Origin of the sequence: Paenibacillus sp. FSL R10-2778, from assembly GCF_038593035.1 — a bacterium.
Classification (GTDB): Bacteria; Bacillota; Bacilli; order Paenibacillales; family Paenibacillaceae; genus Paenibacillus_AQ; species Paenibacillus_AQ odorifer.
On sequence record NZ_CP151956.1, the window covers coordinates 3,589,438 to 3,606,843 of the forward strand.

17 protein-coding genes are annotated in these 17,406 nt (G+C 43.4%); all 17 read left to right on the forward strand.

Annotated features, from left to right (window positions below; translation table 11 throughout):
• The first annotated feature begins 148 nt into the window (after window positions 1-148).
• The 17 genes from NST40_RS15790 (at window position 149) to NST40_RS15870 (ending at window position 17,316) form a co-directional block, all read left to right on the forward strand.
• The gene (locus NST40_RS15790; protein WP_076184885.1) at window positions 149-826 is read left to right on the forward strand and encodes a response regulator transcription factor; all 678 of its coding nucleotides are present in this window, start codon (window positions 149-151) and stop codon (window positions 824-826) included.
• On the forward strand, window positions 823-1,830 hold the full coding sequence (locus tag NST40_RS15795; protein WP_341002690.1) for a HAMP domain-containing sensor histidine kinase: 1,008 nt from the start codon (window positions 823-825) through the stop codon (window positions 1,828-1,830). The genes NST40_RS15790 and NST40_RS15795 overlap by 4 nt, the downstream gene beginning before the upstream one ends.
• 83 nt (window positions 1,831-1,913) lie before the next feature.
• Window positions 1,914-2,636, forward strand: coding sequence for an ATP-binding cassette domain-containing protein (locus tag NST40_RS15800; protein ID WP_249267692.1), 723 nt, complete (start codon window positions 1,914-1,916; stop codon window positions 2,634-2,636).
• A complete protein-coding gene (locus tag NST40_RS15805) occupies window positions 2,633-3,406 on the forward strand; it encodes an ABC transporter permease (protein WP_076309489.1) in 774 nt (257 codons plus the stop codon). The genes NST40_RS15800 and NST40_RS15805 overlap by 4 nt, the downstream gene beginning before the upstream one ends.
• The gene (locus tag NST40_RS15810; protein ID WP_076126564.1) at window positions 3,403-4,161 is read left to right on the forward strand and encodes an ABC transporter permease; all 759 of its coding nucleotides are present in this window, start codon (window positions 3,403-3,405) and stop codon (window positions 4,159-4,161) included. The genes NST40_RS15805 and NST40_RS15810 overlap by 4 nt, the downstream gene beginning before the upstream one ends.
• A gap of 190 nt (window positions 4,162-4,351) precedes the next feature.
• Window positions 4,352-4,936, forward strand: coding sequence for a TetR/AcrR family transcriptional regulator (locus tag NST40_RS15815; protein WP_341002694.1), 585 nt, complete (start codon window positions 4,352-4,354; stop codon window positions 4,934-4,936).
• Window positions 4,937-5,093: 157 nt separating this feature from the next.
• Window positions 5,094-5,963 carry an NAD(P)-dependent oxidoreductase gene (locus NST40_RS15820; protein ID WP_342409698.1) on the forward strand — a complete coding sequence of 290 codons (870 nt, stop codon included), beginning with the start codon at window positions 5,094-5,096 and terminating at the stop codon, window positions 5,961-5,963.
• 63 nt (window positions 5,964-6,026) lie between these two features.
• Window positions 6,027-7,079, forward strand: a complete 1,053-nt coding sequence (locus NST40_RS15825) for an LLM class flavin-dependent oxidoreductase (protein ID WP_342409699.1) — start codon at window positions 6,027-6,029, stop codon at window positions 7,077-7,079.
• A 60-nt stretch (window positions 7,080-7,139) separates the two neighbouring features.
• Window positions 7,140-8,081 carry an alpha/beta hydrolase gene (locus NST40_RS15830; protein ID WP_342409700.1) on the forward strand — a complete coding sequence of 314 codons (942 nt, stop codon included), beginning with the start codon at window positions 7,140-7,142 and terminating at the stop codon, window positions 8,079-8,081.
• A gap of 306 nt (window positions 8,082-8,387) precedes the next feature.
• The gene (locus NST40_RS15835; RefSeq protein ID WP_076126570.1) at window positions 8,388-9,314 is read left to right on the forward strand and encodes an ADP-ribosylglycohydrolase family protein; all 927 of its coding nucleotides are present in this window, start codon (window positions 8,388-8,390) and stop codon (window positions 9,312-9,314) included.
• A gap of 44 nt (window positions 9,315-9,358) precedes the next feature.
• Complete coding sequence (locus NST40_RS15840; protein WP_342409701.1) at window positions 9,359-11,008, forward strand: DUF6138 family protein; 1,650 nt, start codon at window positions 9,359-9,361, stop codon at window positions 11,006-11,008.
• A gap of 601 nt (window positions 11,009-11,609) precedes the next feature.
• Entirely contained in the window at window positions 11,610-12,290 is a 681-nt protein-coding gene (pnuC, locus tag NST40_RS15845) for a nicotinamide riboside transporter PnuC (RefSeq protein ID WP_076217644.1), read from the forward strand.
• The gene (locus tag NST40_RS15850) at window positions 12,287-13,297 is read left to right on the forward strand and encodes an AAA family ATPase (protein ID WP_076184878.1); all 1,011 of its coding nucleotides are present in this window, start codon (window positions 12,287-12,289) and stop codon (window positions 13,295-13,297) included. Before pnuC ends, NST40_RS15850 begins: the two co-directional genes overlap by 4 nt.
• Before the next feature lie 26 nt (window positions 13,298-13,323).
• The gene (locus NST40_RS15855; protein ID WP_076277376.1) at window positions 13,324-14,211 is read left to right on the forward strand and encodes an NUDIX domain-containing protein; all 888 of its coding nucleotides are present in this window, start codon (window positions 13,324-13,326) and stop codon (window positions 14,209-14,211) included.
• A gap of 2 nt (window positions 14,212-14,213) precedes the next feature.
• Window positions 14,214-14,765, forward strand: a complete 552-nt coding sequence (locus tag NST40_RS15860) for an NADAR family protein (RefSeq protein ID WP_076277377.1) — start codon at window positions 14,214-14,216, stop codon at window positions 14,763-14,765.
• Window positions 14,766-14,824: 59 nt separating this feature from the next.
• Window positions 14,825-15,058 (forward strand): hypothetical protein, encoded by a 234-nt coding sequence (locus tag NST40_RS15865; RefSeq protein WP_341086724.1) that lies wholly within the window; start codon window positions 14,825-14,827, stop codon window positions 15,056-15,058.
• A 302-nt stretch (window positions 15,059-15,360) separates the two neighbouring features.
• Complete coding sequence (locus NST40_RS15870; protein ID WP_341002708.1) at window positions 15,361-17,316, forward strand: AraC family transcriptional regulator; 1,956 nt, start codon at window positions 15,361-15,363, stop codon at window positions 17,314-17,316.
• Window positions 17,317-17,406: the final 90 nt, after the last annotated feature.

Genomic DNA, 17,406 nt, shown 5'->3' on the forward strand with positions numbered 1-17,406 from the left:
GGTTTTCTAGTGTGCGCCCGGCATAGACGATAACTTGGCGGTGAATGTCCTCTATTAACGAACAATAAAATTGTCTTAACTGGAAACAATTCTTTAGATTGTGTTAATCTGTCTAATAGTGAACTCGGTTTAGAAAGAGGGAAGTTACTTGAAAAGAAACGTGTTATATATTGAAGATAATGAGAAGATCGGCAGTTGGGTAAAGGAAGAATTGGAACAACGAGGATTTTCAGTACAGTGGCTGCTTTCTGGTGAAGGAGCTGAAAAAGAAGTAAATCAGCATGAAATCGTTATTTTGGATATCATGTTACCCGGTTTAGACGGATTTACTGTGGGGAAACGATTAAAAAAGGCAGCTCCTGCTGTTCCTATTTTGCTGTTAACTGCTCGAACATCGATAGATGATAAGGTAGAAGGGTTACAATTTGCTGATGACTATTTAACGAAACCATTCCATACGGATGAACTAATTGCTAGATTAGAAGTATTAATCCGTCGAAAGGGCGGAACACATTCCGAACGCATTTCATTAGGGAATTATATTGAAGTAGATCCGGAAATCCAAATGGTATTTGACAAACACACAGGAGAAGAAATTATATTGACAGGGAAACAACATCATATTTTGATGTACTTCTTACGCCACCCTAATCAAGTGTTACCAAAAGAACAAATCTATGAAGCCATCTGGGAAGAAGCTTATATCACAGGTGATAAAACATTAATGGTACATATTCATCGACTGCGTCAAAAGCTGGAACGCCATCCAGACTCCCCAGAGATTATTGAAACGTTGAAGGGAATAGGCTATCGGGTGAAACTATGAAACAGACTAAATCATTATTTCGTCGTTTTCTAAAAGGACATTTTCTATTTATCTTTTTACCTCCGATCGTACTTATTTTCTTATCTGCGTTCATTGCGTCTCCTTTTAATGAAGAAGAGCTGAATAAGTTAAATTATTTTTACATTGTACTTCTTGTGTTTGGTTTTATTATTGTCGCATTTGTGGTAATCTCTTGGATTTTCTTCTTGAGACTTCGTAAACGTCTCACCTGCTTACAGGAAGTCATGTCATTTTCAGCTAATCATAATTCATTTCCTAAACCAATATCCGTTCAAAGTGATCGTATGGATGAAATCGACCAGTTAGGAAGTTCTTTTAATTGGATGATTCAGCAGCTTGAAGACAGTCGCAAGCGAGAACATGAAGAGGAATTGTTACGACATCGACTCATCGCGAATTTATCTCACGACTTACGAACGCCGCTTACCATTTTGAGAGGACATGTCACCCGATTAAATAAAGAATCAATGAGTCTAGAAGGACAAAACTCATTATCAGAGATGAACCATACGATTACTAGAGTCGGAGATCTAATGGATGATTTACTTTCCTATACATTGCTTACATCAGGAAAACATCCTTTTGAGCCCACTTCAACAGATATTGGACGTTTAGTAAGAGCATCTGTTGCTGCGTGGTATCCTGTATTTGAAGAAAAAGAAATCCGGATCGAGGTTGATTTACCGACTGAGGCGACTTTTTATTGGGATGCAGATCCTAAATGGATGACACGTGTTCTGGATAATTTATTTCAGAATATTCTTCGCCATGCAGCAGAGGGGAAATATGTAAACATTGTGGTTGATGTAGAAAAAGAACAGATCATTGTTGCAGACAGAGGTCCGGGGATGGATAACTCTTCCTATGAGCGTGGGGCGGGGATAGGTTTATCGACTTCAAATTATATGTTGAATAAAATGAAGCTTAAAGCTGACTTTACATCAAATGAAAACGGCACAACAGTGGCTATTGGTAGAGCTTAACCTAAAGTTAAACCAGAAGTAAACAGCAGGATAACCGAGATGTAACTTTGCTTCTTTATAATTAGAACCATAACAGAAAGGAAGTGTTATGGTTGCTTACAATTAATAACTTAGTCAAACATCGCGGAACTGGGAAAATCTTATCAGGTATCAGTTTTAAAGCTAGACCTGGCAGAGTAACTGGTTTTCTAGGTCCAAATGGAGCAGGTAAAAGCTCTACACTTCGCATCCTGCTTGGATTAGATCGTGCTACCTCAGGGAGTGCACTAATCAATGGAAAGCCATACGCAGAATTACATAATCCTGTATCAACAGTAGGTGCCGCACTTGATGGATTTGGAGCTCATCGTATGCGAACAGGACGGGCACACTTGCGTTGGATTGCTCGTGCCGCAGGATTGTCTAACTCACGTGTCGAGGAAGTTCTGGAAATAGTAGGTCTTACTAATGCAGCCGGAAAAAGAGTTGGGAAGTATTCTCTTGGTATGGGGAGGAGACTTGGAATAGCAGCTGCGCTACTCGGTGATCCAAAAGTATTGATTTTAGATGAACCCGTAAATGGGCTCGACCCAGAAGGAATTCGGTGGATTCGGACATTTTTACGTGAACGTGCTGAGTCTGGAAATACGGTGTTGTTATCCAGTCATCTAATGGGAGAGCTTGCAGAGACGGTTGATGATGTGGTGATTATTAAGCATGGAACTATCGTTGCAGATGGAACATTGGAAGAAGTAATAGGTAACTATTCCACGCTGGAGGAAGCCTTTTTTGCCCTGACATCTGAAAATGCAGGTGAAGTTGTATGAGAGCATTTAACGCGGAACTATCTAAATTGTTCTCCTTACCGGGTATTTGGCTTGCTTTTCTCATTGGAGCGTTTGCCCCAGCGCTTATTTCTGCCTTGGACAGCATAGCACAAAAAGAGGAGATTATAGCTGGAGTTAGCACGCGGCTATCGGAAGTTGGCTATATCGGGTTAGCTCTTGGTGTGCAAGGCGTTATTATTCTTGGTGTGCTTGCTGTCAGCAGTGAGTATTTGACAGAGAGCAGTGAATCTGGTGGAGGACAACAGATTACAACGAGTTTAACTGTTGTTTCATCCCGAATTCATTTTTTATTGGCAAAAGCAGGCGCTGTGACTGTGATCAGCATACTGCTTTGTATTGTTGCTATTATGACAACTGTGTCTGCAACGCATCTTATTCTTGGTGAATATGCCCCTGCATTTGAATGGTCCAGACTTATCGGTGCCATTTGTTACTGGACATTCACTGCTCTTTTAGCACTTGGAATTACTTTTCTAACTAAGAATGGCATCCTCCCGCTTGCTGTGCTCATAATAAATTCATCCGTTGTATCATTTAGTGTCCTGTTGTATAGGGTTACAAAGTTGGCGTTTTACTTACCAGATAGGGCTGGCGCTGAAATGTTTATGTTTACGGACAACACGTCCACAGGCAGTTTATTCGAGAGGTTTCACACCCCCTTCACAGGCGGTTTAGTCATGTTTGCCTGGGTAGTCGTTGTTTTCATTGTTGCAGCTATTGTATTCCATAGGAGGGACGTTGCAGCATGAGTGTCTCATCTAGTAGAAAGATAACACAAATCCTGGGTGCTGAACTGGATAAATTAGTTACATTACCATTGATAGGGCTCACTCTTTTGGTTACATTCATTCTTAATTTAGGTTTAGCCGCTGCTTTTACTTCTGTTGATCTACAAGGGGCAGCAGGAACGCAAAATATACTGAATACAGGACTTTCTTCTATGGGATATCTTCAAGCAGGATTCATTATTCTTGGTATCTTAGCTACTTGTTCAGAGTATACAGGGGGACAGATTCGAACTACTTTAACTACGATACCTTGGCGAGGGTTTCAATTATCCACGAAGTATTTGGCCTTGACCATTATAACCATTCCTGCGGCGTCTTTTACTACTGCATCAGGTGTACTATATACCTTTATCATGATGAAAGACACAGCAGTAGTGATTGAAATAGACGAAATGATAAAATCATTAGCAGGTGCAACAGGCTATCTAACTTTAACCACACTTCTCAGTGCAGCTATAGGTGCTTTATTAAGACGAACTACTCCTGCTTTAGTGGTACTGCTTGGCTATTACTTCATTGTCAGTCCATTGTCGAAAGATTTTCTACACAATACTAAATATTTTTTTCCGGATACAGCAGGATATTATATGTATATGCCGCCTTCCTCCGATGAAATAAATGTCCTTACACCAATGGAAGGGACAGGTATTTCCCTGTTATGGACACTGATCTTTATTACAGCAGCTATTATATTTTACCGTAAACGAGATGCCTAACTCTGAACTATCTGATTTGATCATTAAACTAGAATAATATGCAACAAACATTGATGTTTGGATAAAAGATATTTTTGAGCAATTCAATAAATAAGTATTTGCTCTTAAGAACGGACACCAATATGAGTGTCCGTTTATTTTATAAATCTGGACTGATCAGTTCAGATATGTTATATTTCAATGACGGGAGGTGTTACTTATCGCTAGGACAAAAGAATTTAACAAAGATCAAGCGCTGCATCAAGCCATGCTGTTGTTTTGGAAAAAAGGATATGAAGCGGCTAGCATACCGGATTTACTAGAGGTGATGGGCATCAGCCGATCCAGCCTTTACGATACGTTTTCCGACAAGCAAACCTTGTATACAGATGCCCTTGAGCATTATAAAAAGGGAAATTTCAATAAGCAGGCTATTCTTGAACATGCATCTAGCGTTAGAGATGGAATTCTTCAATTTTTTGAGTATCATATTGCTTCAGCATACGATACCAGCCTGCCGGGCGGGTGTTTTGTTACGAATGTAGCTACAACATTGGAGTCGCCAGATGAAAAAATTAATGAGTTGATAAAGACTAGTTTTTTGGAATTAGAGCAAGCTTTTTGTGACCTTTTAGAAAAAGGCCAGCAACGGGGAGAAATTGATAAAACGACTGATATCAAAGTGTTGTCTTATTTATTGTTGAATTTACATCAAAGCATTAATATTATGGCCAAAGCAGATCAGAATCCGGAACGTGCAAAAGAGATGATTAGCTTTGTAATAGCAGGAATCTAATTTTTTTTAATTATTTCGGAACGATCGTTCCGTTATCATATTCCCCATATTTTGAAGGTGCTAATTAAGGAGTATATGTTAGACTATATTTTTTTTAATTATTACGGAACGATCATTCCGTTATTGAGAAATCCCTCAAAATAAGGAGAGGTGTCTAATGAAAGTATCGTTTATTGGGCTTGGAAATATGGGGCTCCCAATGGCCCAAAATCTGTTGAAAGCGGGTTATGAATTAGTCATCTTTAATCGGACCTCTGAAAAAGTTGAACCCTTAATGAAACAGGGAGCACGATATGCCAAAACACCGCTAGATGCAGTGAAAGAAAGCAATCTTGTAATTACCATGCTTTCTGATGATACTGCTTTGAAGGAGGTCGTCGAGGGACCAGATGGTGTTCTGAATGGATTGTCGGAAAATGGAATTCACATCTCTGCCAGTACAATCAGCGTAGATCTGGCTCGAAAATTATCCGTCTCGCATGCGGAGCGAAAGCAACACTTTGTGTCTGCCACGGTGATGGGGCGCCCAGATGCCGCTAAAGAAGCTAAATTGCGTATTATTTTAGCTGGTCCGGAACAAGCAAGACAACGGGTACGTTCCCTTTTAACAGTATTGGGTCAAGAGATAGTAGAGATTGGGGATCACGGCGAAGAAGGGAACGTTGTGAAAATTGGCGTTAACTTTCTAATTGCTTCAATGCTGGAAGCTTTGTCGGAAGTGCAGCTAATGGTAGAAAAGCACGGTATTGATTCGTCCCGATTTATGAATGTCGTGAATGCTCTTTTTCAATCTCCAATATATCAGAACTATGGAGCGATCATGAGCGAACAGCGCTTTGAACCGGCCGGTTTTAAAATGAAGCTTGGGTTAAAAGATGTTGCATTGGCTATTGAGGCAGCGAAGTCCGTTCAAACTCCTCTACCTTTAGGTCAGCTTATCCACCATCACTTGTCTGAAGGAATTGCCAATGGTTATGGTGAGTTGGATTGGACGGCTTTAATCCGTTGTCTTGAGCATTCTTCTTAAGAAATTGGGTTGCACCGATGATGTCGGGCGAATTGCTAGAGAAAATATAAGGAGAGATTAACTATGGAAATAGGTGTTACTTCGTTCATAGAAACAAAGCCTGATACTGAGACCGGAGTTGTGATGAGTCACGCACAGCGATTACGAGAAGTCGTCGAAGAAATCGTCCTTGCGGATCAGGTAGGACTTGATGTGTTTGGCATAGGTGAGCATCATCGTGAAGATTATGCAGCTTCATCACCAGCAGTGGTGTTGTCTGCTGCCGCCCCCCTAACAAAGCGGATTCGATTGACGAGTGCTGTGACGGTTCTTTCATCAGCTGATCCTGTCCGTGTGTTTCAGGATTTTGCCACGCTTGACGGCTTATCCAATGGACGTGCCGAGATTATAGCGGGCCGGGGTTCCTTTGTTGAATCCTTTCCGCTTTTTGGGTATGACTTGCATGACTATGAGGATTTATTTAATGAAAACATCGAGCTGCTTCTGAAAATACGGGAAGCTGAGAAAGTTACATGGAGTGGAGGACATCGATCAGCGATAAATAATCTGGGTGTATACCCGCGCCCTGTTCAGCACTCTTTACCCATATGGATTGGTAGTGGCGGTACCCAGGAGTCTGCCGTGCGTGCAGGACTTCTGGGCCTGCCATTAGTCCTGGCGATTATCGGTGGAAACCCAACCAATTTTGCACCGCTTGTACAACTGTATAAAAAGGCGGCAGCTCATGCCGGACATGATGTATCACGGCTTCAGGTAGGTTCACATTCCATCGGATTTGTTGCAGAAGATACGGAACAGGCAGCAGAACTCTTTTTTCCGTCTACCCAGTACGGTATGAATAAGCTCGGCAAAGAACGGGGGTGGGCGTACTACGATCGTTCCAGCTATGATGCTGCCCGACGCTTTGATGGTGCGTTGTATGTAGGGGATCCGGAAACAGTCGCCCAAAAAATAATCCATCTGCGTAAGCATGTAGGGATTACACGATTCATGATGTATGTTCCCTTAAGTACGATGCCGCATGAGTTGGTTATGCGGGCTATAGAACTGCTCGGTACAGAGGTTGCGCCGCGAGTACGAGAGGAAATTGCCAAGTGGGAAGCTCAAATGGGATAAGGATTATCTATGAATAAGACGTAAACGAACGAATTCATTATTTTATTTGGAGGGATTATTATGAGTGTTGAACCACGTATACTACCAGAATTAAGAGAGGTTTATTCACAATTTCCTGGGTTTGAATTGGAGAAGAATTTAGAGTGGAGCAGGAGCTTAGTGTCAGCTGCATCCGTGGAAGGATCAGAGCATGTAAACACAACCAGGCGCAAAATCCCGAGGGATGGAGGCGAGATGCTGGTGAAAATTTATGAGCCTGCCGGGCGAACGAATGACTTGTTACCTGCCATGCTATGGATTCACGGGGGCGGATACGTGTTAGGACATCCGGATATGGACGACGAATTATGCGAACGTTTTGTTCAGACAGCTGAATGTATAGTCGTATCGGTTGATTATAGGCTTGCTCCCGAGCACCCTTATCCGGCGGCGATCGAAGATTGTTATGCTGGATTGGTATGGATGACGGAGGAGGCAGCCTTGCTTGGCATTGATGTGGATCGGGTTGCAATTGCCGGTGCTAGCGGTGGCGGCGGACTGACAGCAGCACTCGCGCTGATGGCGCGTGATAAAGGAGGACCGTCTCTTATTTTCCAAATGCCATTATACCCGATGCTTGACAACCGTAACATCACACCGTCCAGTCATGAGATTACGGAAGCAGGCGCAATCTGGAAACGAACAGACAACATAGCAGCTTGGAACATGTACCTGGGCGAGGAGAGCGATGTCAGAGGAGAATCTACTTATGCAGTACCCTCGAGAGCGGAGAACTTGGCAGGTTTGCCGCCAGCCTATACTTGTATAGGTCAGCTCGATCTATTCCGAGACGAGACAATGGAGTATGTGGCACGACTTGCACAAGCAGGTGTAGATGTTGAATTCCACCTGTATCCCGGTTGTTTTCACCTTTTCGAAATTTTCGCTCCAGAAACAGAAGTGAGTCAGCGCGCTATTCAGGGCTATATGGATGCGATGGCCCGGGCACTTCATCCTAGCTAATTATAGGGACTAAAATAAACTGCGAATACGCAGAAAAAGTTGAATAGTTATTTAAGTAGAGACACGTAATTATTCGGGAAAGATTCATAAAAAAGATGAGGTTGTTGATTTTAAAAACAGCCTCATCTTTTGTTATATATTATTGATTTCAAAAAAGGCTTAGATTACTATCGTATTGTTCATTGGAAGCTTATTTCTTCAATTTTTATTTACATGATGCAAAACAGTTTAAATATTGATAGGGTAGGCTTATATATTTGTAGACAGCTTGATCCAAATTATATCTAGTGATAAGGAGAATACAACATGTGGGATAAGATTAAGGGTGGGCTTTACGGCTTATTGATTGGAGATGCTCTTGGTGTCCCCTATGAATTCAGATCAGCGGAGCAGCTCCCACCTCTGGAGCAGATTGAGTTTACTCCTCCTGTGGGCTTTCAGCCCACCTACCGAGATGTTCCTGCCGGCACCTGGTCGGATGATGGTGCGCAGGCACTATGTCTGCTGGAGAGTCTGATCGATAAAGGTACACTGGAGCTAACTGATTTTGCTGACAAATTGGTCGACTGGTATCATGAAGGTAGATGGGCAGTAGCCCAACAAGTTTTTGATGTTGGAATACAAACCAGTCGTACGTTGTCTACTTATTACCAAGGAATGTCCCCTTACGAGAGTGGCAATACAGTTCCTGATGGGAAAGGGAATGGGGCGCTAATGCGCGTGCTACCACTTGCCTTGTGGCACAAAGGAACAGATAAACAACTCGTTCAGGATGCACATACTCAATGCCTTGTAACTCATGCACATATCTGTAATCAGGTATGTTGTGCCTTCTATGTGTTAATTGCACGTGAACTGTTGCAAGAGCAAGACTTCAATCTGTGCTACCGAACTGCTCTTAGCAAGCTTCGAACGATCTACCAGCAGATGCCTGAGCATGAACGGGAGCTCGAAGAGAACATTCATCCAGATAAAGTATTCTATGGCGAAGGATCTGGTTATGTTGTGGATTCCTTGTTCAGTGCGTGTATGATCCTCCAAACCTGCACTTCCTACGAAGATGCCGTCAAACGAGCAGTTGCCTTAGGCAACGACACGGATACAACAGCCTGTATCACAGGTGGTCTTGCCGGAATCCGATATGGGTATGAGCATATCCCTCAGCGCTGGATCAACCAGCTGCGAGAGACAGATCTGGTTGATCAACTGCTGCTCCGTCTTCAATCTGCATGAGGAGTACTAGGTTCTATTAGCACTAACTATGAGGAGGAATGGGAATGAACGCAGCAGTACAGAGGTTTTTAGACGATGTGTGGAGCGAGATGATAACCATATACAACAAAGAGACTATAAGAATAAATGAATTCATAGGAAATCGTCCGCTCCAGGCAGGGATAAAGGATTATCTTCAGGTAGCTTGGCGTGACGGAAAAATACATATTGATGTTGAAGAACCGTTCGATTGGACGGACAGCTCTTATGAAATCGAAGCAGGTCCTTATATCGCCGAACTCACGGATGAATTAATTAGATCTGAACTTTACCCGGCATTATGCAAGAGAGTGGAGGAGCTTTTTTTATCAGAGAAGTTAGGTCCTCGTTTTTTTGATTACCGATTCCAGATCGTACTTTCCTTTGAAATGGAGGACGAAGACTTAACACTTTGCGTGCATCTGGTTAACGAAGAGAAGCTGAACGAACTCCGCAAATCATTACAGAAGTTTATAACATCCAAAATCATGTCTGATCTTCCCGTATTGCCGAGTGTTGATGACCAGTTTTTCTTTTCTCATCACTTGATGAACCCTGATCTTATGAAGCAAGAAGAAAATGCGGTTGGCCCATTAATTGAGCATTTATCCGACAAGCTCAGAAGTAATAGGCGACGCTTAGACGAATGGACGGGCCAGTATACTTTGGCTATGGATAATTGGATTCAAAATATTTTTCTTCCACGCTATTTTGTGCGTACAGGCAGTTTTAGAATGGATTGGATACCTAAAGAGGATATGGCGCTTATGGATCCGAATGCAGATCAACTTTCCTTTTTTGTATATGCCGCTCTGCAAATTGGAAAAACGAAACCGGACATCCGGGAACAATATTTGAAACTAGCTGTCCAGCTTGGTTCAAAACACGCAGCGGAGTATATCCAGGGGGGAAGCGGGAAATTCACTCCAGTATATAAAGGGACCCGTGTTGAAGTTGATAATAATGATGTAACACAGAGCATTGAAGTCCGGATTTTGAACGAGGAGGAAGCAGCTTATGGAGAAGCATTGGATCACATTACCGAATTGCTGCAGCAGGGATTCCCGAAGGAATATAACCTGAAACTGAAAAGCAAACAAAAGAACTATCTTCCTCTAAAAAAAATGGCTAAATCAGATCTTCATCAGTTTTTTGCTGGTGCACTAGCCTATCCGTCTCTTTTTCCTAAGCTGGCTGCGTATGCGGATATCGCTATGGAGCCCTATGCGTGGTATAAGGACACGGAACCGGGTGAAAAGTCGGTCATGCCTGGTACCTATGCTGTACTCGGATTAGGATTATATAGCAAGGAATATTTCTCACTCGTCTCTCGTTATATGGAGATGGTAGATTCGGAGCACCAAATGATACAGGATAGTTATGCGGAGACCTTTATTGATGCGCACGGCGTGGAGGCTGAGCTTATGCCAGTCCTAGTAGACATCCTGCTAGCAGGAAATGAGGAAGCAAGATCTGTCAAAAACTTCGTGATCGATCGGGTCGTGCTAGCAGAAGCGCTGCTACAAGAGCTGTCACCTAAAGAAATATATGAACAAGAGCAGGTTCTATACCGGATATTCGGAAGCCGTGCAAAGCTGGAAAAAGCCGTGAAGTCAGAGCAGACGGAACTTGAGCTTAGAGTTATTCTATCGGAGCTACTGACTCTTATAAGTTGATGACGATATATAAAAATGGAATTCCTTATTGGTTCGGGCAGGAAGATGATGATGTTTTTATTGTGCTTCAGTGGAGCCAAGTGGTTTATCATTTTACGCACAGATGAGTAATAGTGATTGGAGTTCTTGGATAGAGAGATTTAAATTGGAAGCGACAAAAGTATTAGGATTTGATGTTGATGAACCCGAAGACGGGTTTATGTAATGAAGTGCACAATTTAATTGTGGGGATGATTTCATGTTTACTGAAATGGTAACTCGTATTTACCTGTTCTCTTAGAAAAAGAGGGTGATTATTTATTTGAGTAGAAAGACGGAATAGTAAACCTTAAAAAACAGTCCACCTATTGGTACGTTAGTTGAACAAGATTAGAGGAAATCCCTTTTAATAGGGGTTTCTTTTTATTTTTACAAATTTAAAGTTAGTTCTGTTGATAAGCCTTAAATAAGTACCTGTCTGTGGAAATAGGAAGAATTTGCTTGCCCTTCGCAGAATTTTCTGTTATTTTTGATAGTAACAATATGTTATTAACAAAATGATACTAAGTATAACTAATTTTTTTCGCTCTATGAATGAGTGGAAAAAGCGGAGGGATGCAAGATGAAAAAGGTGGCGGCTAACTGGAATCTGTTCGAAATTACGTGGTTGATACTATTTACCTCAATCGCTGTCGGGTTTACAGTGATTACAAAGGACTCTTTATTCGGATTCACGGTATTTATTACTGGGGTGTTATGCGTGGTGCTTGCAGCGAAGGGCAACCTGATGAGCTATGTTTTCGGCATGTACAATACCATCGGTTATGCTTATTTGGCCTATATTAACGGTTTGTTTGGAGAGGTTATGCTGAATCTGCTATTCTTTGTTCCAATGAATGTCATTGGCTTCTACATGTGGAAAAATAATCGCCAAAAAGACGGTAGACTGACCATGCGGCAGATGGATCTTAGAAGACTGCTCCTCGTTGGGATGGTCTGTGTAATCGGCTGTTTAGTGCTCGGATTTGGGCTTTCGTTCATTCCGGGACAGAATTCGCCTTACATTGATGCCACTACAACGGTGCTGTCTGTTGTGGCGACCTTCTTAATGGTTAGAAGATTCAAGGAACAATGGCTGGTCTATATCGTACTAAATCTCTTTACGGTGCTGCTGTGGGCGATTCGCATGCTGGAGGGCAGCGGTGAAGGCCTACTGATGATCGTGATGTGGAGCGCGTATCTGGTCAACGCAGTTTACGGGTACTATATTTGGAATAAAGGGGCGAAGGAGGTGGCGGCATGAACACGCTTGGACTAACACTGGGGAAGTTTGCCCCGCTGCATAAAGGCCATCAGTTCATGATTGAAACGGCGCTACAAGAGGTCGATGAATTGATCCTAGTCATTTACGAAACGACAGTCACTCCGATCCCGCTTCATGTCCGGGCAAATTGGATTCGCAGGCTCTATCCGGAAGTCCGGGTAATCGAAGCTTGGGATGGTCCGGATGGATATTCGGATGACAGGGAGCATGAGGTTCGGGAAGAACAGTATATACTCGGTTTGCTGAACGGAGAGCAAGTAACGCATTTTTACTCGAGCGAATTCTACGGCAAACATATGAGTCTCGCTTTGGGTGCAATAGACCGGCGGGTGGATGAAGCTCGAGAGCGGGTCCCGATCTCAGCGACGATGGTCCGTTCCAATCCATATCAGTACAGGGAGTTCGTAAGTGATATCGTGTACCGGGATTTGATCACGAAATTGGTATTCGTTGGAGCGATGTCAACGGGTAAGTCGACAATCACCGAAGCACTGGCACAGCGATATTGCACAACGTTCGCAAGCGAATACGGACGCGATTATTGGACCGAACATCAGGTGGACCGCCGAATCGGCTTGGAAGCGTTCGATGAAATCGCGGTGGGTCATATCGAGCGCGAAGAACAGGCAATGCTTGCGGCGAACCGGGTTCTGTTCGTCGATACCAATGCGATCACGACGTATATGTTCGCCCTAGATTACCACGGCCGGGCCCCCGAGCTGTTAACCCGGATCGCTCTGGAGAACGCGCAACGTTATGATCTGTTCTTCTTATGCGCTGACGATATTCCTTACGACGATACGTGGGACCGCAGCGGGGATCAGAAGCGGCATGTCTTTCATAAACAGATTATCGCGGATTTGAAGGAGCGGCGGATCCCCTATATTACGCTGCGGGGGAGCCTGGAGGAACGTATACGCAAGGTAGATGAAGTGTTGGCAAAGTTCGAGCCCTACGGGAACTATTTCGGAGAGCTGAACGGTTAAATCAAATATAAAGGAGGCATACCCACTTGGATTTGTTGGATAAGGATGGACTTACGGAATCTGAATTTTTGAAGCAATACAAGGCAGGCGATTACGAGCGTCCTTCAGTGACAACGGATATGGTTATCTTCACTGTGACGGAAGACGAGGCTGACAGTTATCGCAAACTACCGGAAAAAGAGCTACGCGTCCTACTAATTCGCCGGGGGGCTCACCCCTTCCTGGGCAAATGGGCGCTGCCTGGCGGTTTTGTCCGGCCGAATGAGACGACTGAGCAGGCAGCAGTAAGGGAACTATGCGAGGAAACTGGCGTAGAAGACGTTTATCTGGAGCAGCTGTATACGTTCAGTGATATCGGGCGCGACCCACGAACCTGGGTAATAAGCTGTAGCTATATGGCTCTGATCAATAGCGACAAGTTGGAGCTTAAGGCAGGAGATGATGCAGCAGACGCCGCCTGGTTCAAGGTATCCTATCGGCCGCTGCGGGAGCAAAAAGAACTGATTGTGGACGGATACATCAAGACACTTGAGTACGAACTCAAACTAAGTAGTGAAGAAGAAGAACTTTCGGCGGTCGTGGCGAGGACTATGACAGCGAAGACTACATCGACTGGCACGGATTATGAGATCGTATCGAATGACGGATTGGCTTTCGACCATGCGAAGATCATAGCATGCGCTATTGATCGGTTACGGGGAAAAGTGAATTACACCGATATTGCACTGCACTTGATGCCGAAGCTTTTTACCTTGACGGAACTGCAGCAGGTTTATGAGGTAATTATGGATAAAGAGCTGTTGAAGGCGGCCTTCCGGCGTAAAGTAGCCGATCTTGTAGTGGAGACCGATCATTATACCGAAAATGCGGGGCATAGACCATCCCGCTTATATCGGAGAAATTTGGAGGGTTAACGATGATTTACAATATCGATGAGTTAAGAAAAGCATATAACGAGGGAAAAAAGTTCAAATTCGTGTTTTTTTGGGGACATACACCGCCTAAGGACGGGAGCGTTGATAAAAGCTGCTTCAGCCAATGGTGGCTGTGCCCGTTCACGGTAGAGGGAACGCAGTACTCATGCGCCGAGCAGTTTATGATGGCCGAGAAGGCAAGGTTGTTCGGCGATGACGAAATGCTGGAGTCCATCCTTAAAGCTAAGCATCCAAAGGAGATGAAGGCTTTTGGACGTGCGGTCCAAAACTTTGACAAAGATATTTGGGATAAGGAATGTTACAGCATCGTCAAAAGAGCCAGCTTGGCCAAATTTTCGCAGAATCTGAAGCTTAACGATTATCTTAACTCGACGAAGAACCGCATCCTCGTCGAGGCTAGCCCGCGGGACCGTATTTGGGGGATCGGCATGGGCCAGTCCAATCCGGATGCTGAGAATCCCATGAAATGGCGGGGCAGAAATCTGCTGGGGTTCGCACTGACGGAAGCGCGGGACGAGTTGCTGCGGAGTTAGATTTATACAAGATTAAATTAATGGACTTGAGGAAATCAATGACAGGATGAGGGATGACCGTGAAATATACCGATTATATCTGCCTGAAAACAGGAAGATACCAATCAGTAGGAAAGTTTGGCGATAATATTTATGCATATGAGGTCCTTACGGGGGTAACCGACTCCCCGGAGTACCATCAAATTTCTAAGGCGGAATTCGATTCTTTTGAAACTTGGAGCCAAGAGTACATTTCGGATCTTAAAAAAAGTATGAAATCATTAACCGCCCCGTTATCTGCAGCGGCTACTTAGGGAGAGCGGAACTTAATCTTTCACTGCTTCGGAATATTTAGCTGTAAATAATATCTTCTACTGACATTATAGAAACGATTCTTCGCTCAGAGGACAAGAACATAGTCTCACTGGATGCCGCGCTGTGCGCGGCTTTTTTTATCGGTACAAGTTCTTGTCTTTTGTTTAGGGCAAGAACTTGTCCCCAATGTCACTTAATGATGATATACTTACCTCATTAATTATGATATTGATAATCAATATCAATTGAATTGATAGGTGATATATAAATTGCAAAAGGTGAGATGAAGGAGCGCAGATAGATGCAAGACGAAGCAGCAGCAAGCCAGGTATTTACACCGGAGATGATCGATACGATGGCCCACATTTGGACACGTTCGATCATTACATTAATAGATGTACGTTTTCAGAATGTAGCGTCCCAATACCCGTTGGAGCAGTATAAAATGCCTAGTAGCATGTTTATCTATGCATGTGGAGGAGAAGCACAAATTCAACTGAATGAAACCACATTTGGAATGGAACGCTTTGGTTTAGTTCACGGAGGGAAGGGGAGCCTGCTCAGTATTTCGCCTAAAGGGGAGAAGGTGAAGACCTTTATGGTATTTTATAAAGCAGAATTACCTCTTTTTTTCAAGAGGCACCTGCAGCAATTACTCGAGGAAGTAAATCCATTTGTTCAACAGTATGGTTATACACCAAGTAATCCTATCTTGCTACTCGATTGGTTTCAACAGATGATGAATGGCTGGAACCGCGGCAAAGCGATGGATCAGTTGCAGGCCAAAAGTTTTCTATATCAATTGATACATGGGGTGTACAGAGATTTTGAGAGTGGGGAGATTCGGTATCTCCAGCCAGATCCAGCCTGTTCTGCCAAGATATATCTCGATAAACATTACATGCAGCCGATTATGTTCCAAGAAATTGCTGATATGTTTGGGATCAGTGGCGGGCAATTGACGCGGCTGTTCAAAAAAAAGGAAGGCATGAGCTTACAGGAGTACCTCATTCAGAGAAGGATTGAAGCTGCCTGCCATGACTTGAAACATACAGAAGCAACCATTAAAGAGATCGCAACAGGATCTGGTTTTGCAGATGAGAAAAATCTGTTTCGGATGTTTAAGAAGTATTACAAGATGACACCAAGTGATTATCGGAAAATAAACGCACTATCTATGCAGGTTGATGGTATTGATAATGATTCTCATTTTCTTTACTATGAGAGGGAACTAGCGGGTCTAGTCCAGTCTTATAGAGAAGGGGAATCAACCATGTTTGGAAAAGTAAGAAGTAAAGAAATGATCTTGGCGGCGACGATGAGCTTGATGCTGTTATTGTCGGCATGTGCGTCGGGAACGCCATCGAATAACGGGGGAACGGTGAATTCAAACCCTGCGCAGACACAACAGACGACACAACCGGAAGCTTCAGAAGCAGTCTCGCAGACGAGAACGATATCCACAGTAAAGGGTGACGTTAAGGTACCGAACAACCCTCAGCGTGTTGTAGTCGATTATTTGGTTGGTGATGTGGTGGCCCTAGGTGTAACTCCTTTAGGGGTGGCGAGAGCGGCAAGGGACGGGAAAGAGGCTGTTTTTGCTAACCAGATTACAGACTCTATTAAAATAGCTATGGAGCCGGAAGATGTCATGACTCTTGAGCCTGATCTGATCATTTTAGCATGGGGCGATGAAAATTATGAAGATTTATCCAAAATTGCCCCGACAATTTATGTCCCTTATGGTGATATGACTACAGAAGAGCGGATACATTTTATTGGTGATGTTTTGAACAAGCAGGAAGAGGCTAAGGCTGTTCTGAGTGCTTATGCCGGAAAAATCGAAGAAGCGAAGCTAGCCCTTCAGAATGCAGGTCTTTCAGACGTGACGATTACTATGGGGGAATTCAGTGATAAAAGTAACTACATCGCTGGAGCCAAGCATGCGGTTGGCGAGCTTGTTTATAATGGACTTAAAATGAAGGCACCTTCAAAAGTTCAAACTGATATTATTGACACAGATAAATATTGGGGAGATATCTCTATGGAGGTCTTGGCTGCTTACATAGGGGATTATCTAATCGCTATAGGAGATACGGAAGTCCCTACTGATAATGCGGTCTGGAAATCGCTACCTGCTGTGCAACATAATCGGATCATATCGGTGGGTACATCGCTATCTTGGTCCACGGATATAATGACTTCCAGTGCATTGATTGATCATATTGTAAATCAATTGCTGGCTATGGCTAGATAAGGATTTTGACGAGGTAAAAAGAAGTACTCCAATTTGTAAATATGACTATCAGTAGGTAAGGAAAGGAAAGCGTAATGAAAAACAAGCCTG